The 4591-nt window shown below is 36.4% G+C and carries 6 protein-coding genes and 1 pseudogene; 5 read left to right on the plus strand and 2 right to left on the minus strand.

Translation table 11 applies throughout. The annotated features are described in order from the left end of the window. A partial coding sequence (locus tag R3333_RS12525; protein WP_413468684.1) for a spore maturation protein occupies positions 1-788 on the plus strand: 788 nt, incomplete at its 5' end. Between the two features lie 97 nt (positions 789-885). Here the strand turns inward: R3333_RS12525 and R3333_RS12530 are convergent. Further along, entirely contained in the window at positions 886-1998 is a 1113-nt protein-coding gene (locus R3333_RS12530; protein WP_318959116.1) for a DEAD/DEAH box helicase, read from the minus strand. Positions 1999-2231: 233 nt separating this feature from the next. On the opposite strand from R3333_RS12530, the gene R3333_RS12535 reads away from it, so the two are divergent. The 4 genes from R3333_RS12535 to R3333_RS12550 all read left to right on the plus strand — a co-directional run bounded on the left by R3333_RS12535 (position 2232) and on the right by R3333_RS12550 (position 3984). Then, positions 2232-2810 (plus strand): GNAT family N-acetyltransferase, encoded by a 579-nt coding sequence (locus tag R3333_RS12535; protein ID WP_318959117.1) that lies wholly within the window; start codon positions 2232-2234, stop codon positions 2808-2810. Positions 2811-2904: 94 nt separating this feature from the next. Further along, complete coding sequence (locus R3333_RS12540; protein ID WP_318959118.1) at positions 2905-3315, plus strand: hypothetical protein; 411 nt, start codon at positions 2905-2907, stop codon at positions 3313-3315. A 58-nt stretch (positions 3316-3373) separates the two neighbouring features. Then, entirely contained in the window at positions 3374-3781 is a 408-nt protein-coding gene (locus R3333_RS12545) for a hypothetical protein (protein WP_318959119.1), read from the plus strand. Between the two features lie 2 nt (positions 3782-3783). Continuing rightward, entirely contained in the window at positions 3784-3984 is a 201-nt protein-coding gene (locus R3333_RS12550) for a helix-turn-helix transcriptional regulator (RefSeq protein WP_318959120.1), read from the plus strand. 70 nt (positions 3985-4054) lie between these two features. On the opposite strand, the pseudogene R3333_RS12555 reads toward R3333_RS12550, so the two are convergent. Continuing rightward, a pseudogene (locus R3333_RS12555) lies at positions 4055-4591 on the minus strand (hypothetical protein); the annotation flags it as partial.

Below are 4591 nucleotides of genomic sequence, written 5' to 3' on the forward strand. Positions count from 1 at the left end.
GTTTAACCATAATCCCCGTTTCTATTTTAGCATATCGAAGTCAGTTTGGCTCAGCGAATGTTGCAGAAGTTTTCTTACCCATCTTATTTGCCACTTACTTCGCCTCATTGGTAGGTTTAATTGCTGTTTCCATCAAGCAAAAAATCAATCTTTTCAAACCTGTAGTTCTCGCTTATTTAGGAAGTGTTACAGCTTTCATTCTAGGCTTATTATGGTTATTGATAGAAAATCCTGATTTAGTAGACCCTGTTTCGAACATAGGAGGAAACTTGCTCCTCTTCACCATTATCATTGCTTTTATACTTTTGGCTATTAGAGCGAAAATCAATGTATACGAAACATTTATCGATGGCGCAAAAGGTGGGTTTAAAGTCGCGATAGGCATTATTCCTTACTTGGTAGCTATATTGGTAGCCGTGGGAGTTTTCAAGGCTTCAGGAGCCATGGAATTGTTGTTTGATGGGTTGCGTGTATTTCTAGTATTTATCGGCGTACAGACCACGAATTTCATCGAAGCATTGCCGGTTGCATTTATGAAACCCTTCTCAGGAGGAGCCGCCAGAGGGTTAATGATAGAGGTTTTTGAGACGCATGGTGTAGATTCATTCTTAGGAAAAATGGCTGCGACCTTCCAAGGTTCTACCGAAACTACCTTTTATGTTTTGGCCGTATACTTTGGTTCTGTAGGTATTAAGAAAACAAGATACGCAGCAGGATTAGGACTTCTTGCCGATTTAGCGGGAATTATCGCCGCCATCATTATTAGTTATATTTTCTATACCAAATAAAAAAACTCCAAAACCTACTTCGGTTCTGGAGTTCAAATATTATTCATCTATTCGAGGAAAACCTTTTGGCATCCTTCAAATCTACGTTAGAGAAAAGTTACTTCACCTCAATGAATGAAATCCCTAAAGCACGTTGATAGTAGCGTACTTGTTTCATTTCTTTACCATTCGCAATTACGAAAGACAATCCACTTTTACCTCCTCTAGCCGTTCTACCACTACGGTGTGTGTAATACTCATCTTTGTCTGGTAACTCATAGTGTACCACAAAAGATAAGTTATGCACATCTATACCACGTGCAGCCAAATCTGTAGCTACGATGTATTTCAATGTTTTATTTTGGAAAGCACGCATCACTTTGTCTCTTTCCTTCTGCGTTAAATCACCATTAATGGCTTCCGTTTCATGGTTCTTCGCTTTTAACTGCTTGGCCAATTTCGTCGAAGCCTTTTTGGTTCTACAAAAGATAACTCCTCGGTTTTTTTTCTGACTGTCCAAGAAATCCAACAATACATCTAATTTCTCTTCATCCAAAACTTGAATGTACTGGTGTTGTATTTTCTCGTTAACAATTTTCTTCTTATTCAAATGCACTCCTTTGGCAATGGGCGAAAGGTATTTGCGAGAAATTTCAACTATACCATGTGGCATAGTAGCAGAGAACAACCATTTGTTTTGCGCATTCGGGATAGAAGAAAGTATCTTTTCCAAATCCTTCTGGAATCCCATGCTCAACATTTCGTCAGCCTCATCTAAAACAACCGTTTTTACGTTGTCTAAACTTATCACACCGCGTTGCATCAAATCCAAAAGTCTACCCGGCGTAGCAACAATCACATGGGTTGGTCTTTGCAACCTTCCAATCTGAATTTCTATACGTTCACCACCGTAAACACATTCTGTAAAAATCTTATCGGTATACTTAGTAAACTTAAAAAGTTGCTTCGCAATTTGCTGACCTAACTCACGCGTTGGCGAAAGCACTAATGCTTGTACAACTTTTCTTTCTGGATTTACCTTCGTCAATAAAGGAACACCAAACGCCAAGGTTTTCCCCGTTCCCGTTTGTGCCTGACCAATAAAGTCTGTATTCTCATCCAAAAGAATAGGTAAAGATTTCTCTTGTATTTCAGTAGGTTCAGTAATCCCTAACTCCTTAAAACTCTTGATAAACTCTTTGCTTACTCCTAGTTGTTTAAAACTTGCCATTGTATGATTGTTATTGGGTGCAAAGTAAGGTAAAAAGTAGGGGGAATACTAGAGAAAACATCCTTCAGTTAAAAATAATGAGTGATTCTCCTTTTTAGCTCCCCACCAAGTTAGCACTTGGTGCCGCGTCATGCGCTCTATAAATTTCTTATAAAGCAAGTTCTACTAATAACTAATTGTGCTTCTAGGGTCGCAAATTAGTTCCAAGTATCCCTAACTTTTTTCTTCAATTTATGCCGCTGCTACCGCTGGTAGACTCCTTTATTTTGAGTAACATTGAAGCACAAAACATTGCTATGGAAATCATAAAAGCTACTCCCCAACATTTGGATGCTATCCTAGAAATTATTGGTCATGCTCAAAACTATTTGGCTTCTTTACACATTGATCAATGGCAAAATGGCTACCCGAATGAAGATCGTATTTTAGAAGATATTCAACTTCAATCTTCCTACCTCTTGCTCAATGAACCTCATCAGATTATGGCAACGGCAATGTTTACAACAGAATCAGAACCCACCTACCAAAACATAGAGGGAGAATGGATAACTCAAGACAACGCAAAATACGGCGTTATTCATCGCATGGCTGTACATAACGATTTCCGAAAAACGGGGGCTGCTCGCCGTCTATTCAATTATTTCGAAAATGAATTAAAACATAAAGGCATCAATTCTATGCGCATAGACACGCACGAAGATAACAAGGGCATGCAACGACTTTTACTAAAAAACGACTATCAATATTGCGGGGTTATCTACCTTACTGATGGAGCCAAAAGGTTGGCCTACGAGAAAATAATTAAAGCATAATTTAATTCATAGTGAATAAAAAAGTTAAATGAAGTATTTGTTTTACAAAATGTAAAGTATATTTGTCAATAAGTAAAACAAATACTTCCTAAATATGAATAATTCAGAAATTCAAACACAAAAACCTAAATTAGTAGCTTACAAGTATAAAAAATGGGTTTACACATCCTTTCTAATCCCAGTGACCTTCCTTATTTTGAAAATGGCAGGTGTTCTAGAACTTGAAGCTCAAACTTCAAAATCCTTGTTCTCTGTACTCTTTTTCATCCCATTAATGTTACTTGCCTTTACGGCTGAAAAAATAGAAGACGAAAGGATTGAAAAAATTAGAATGCGCGCACTTGGAGCTGCAAGTCTTTTTGCTTTTTCTTATGTGATGATTAGAAATATTATGGACCTTCTTACTCCCTCCGGAGAACCATATATTCTATCTGCTAACGAACTAATACTTACTATGCTCTTCTTCTACTTAATTAATAAGTACTTTTTACTTAAAAAGGGTTAGAATACTTTATTGAATCACATTTTCTAAAAACTAACAAACAATTCTAAAAAACTTAATTATGAAAAGTGACAATGAAGTTTTGACGTTTAAACTTCTACCCAACAAATACAAAAAGTTGGTTTATGCCCTATTTATCATTCCGATTACCTTTGGTATACTTAAATCTGCCAATATTGTAGAATGGGAAGACTACCTTTTTAAAAGAATATTTACCGTACTATTTTTTACCCCACTGATTTTACTTGTTTTTACAGCCGAAAAAGTAGAGGATGAAAGAATACAAAAAATTAGATTGAATGCTTTGGCATTTGCCGCGGTTTATGGTTTTGGGTATCTCGTTATTGCTAACATAATGGACCTAGCAATGTCCAATGAGGCTTCAGAAGAAATCAAAGCCAAAGAAATTTTATTGCATATGATCGTCATGTACCTCTGTACAAAATTCTATATGCTAAGAAATAATTAGTCATGAAAAACACCATCAAAGTAGAACGTGCAAAAAAGGACATGACCCAGCAAAACTTGGCAGAAGAAGTGGGCGTTTCTCGACAAACCATCAATTCATTGGAAAAGGGAAGATATGTTCCATCTACCATATTGGCATTAAAAATTGCAGCAGTTTTTAAGACTACGGTAAATGAGATTTTTCAGCTAGAAAAGGACGACTAGCTGCGAATAATAAAACAGATTTCAATCAAAAAAATAGAATAAAAGGATATTTCTTACAGAAGTATCCTTTTTAGTACGCTTCAAAATTTACAATACTGCTCTGCCCTTTTTCATCCATGATCATCAAGACATGATTACCAGGACTGATATTAATTTTCAACTGATGCTTCCTTTGCGTGCTTCCGACAAATTCATCGTCTAAATGCCAAAACAACTCTGTTTTTTGATTGCGATGTGTAGCTTCCAATATGACCTTTTCGAACTCTCCTTTAAAGTTTTTAGGAATAATCAATTTAGAATCATCTTGGGGGTAAATAATGGCCATATCTTCGGCGTTAAAAGAGGAACAATTTTCATCAAATGCAGGTAACTCCTTATACTTTTGATGTCCTTTTTTATAATAGAAAGCAGCAACAGGATCTAAACAAAACCATACTGTATCCTTTACATTTCCTTGGAACAAGCAATTATGATTCACTCTTAGACCTTTGTCATTTATCAAAATATGATGGTGATAGGTACATACACCCAAAGGTTTTGCTACCATACTTGTTTCTGTTTTCATTTTCGGACAAGCCGGAGATGGGGCCAACCCTGAGGTAGCACA

This window comes from Lishizhenia sp., assembly GCF_033720595.1.
GTDB lineage: Bacteria > Bacteroidota > Bacteroidia > Flavobacteriales_D > Crocinitomicaceae > Lishizhenia.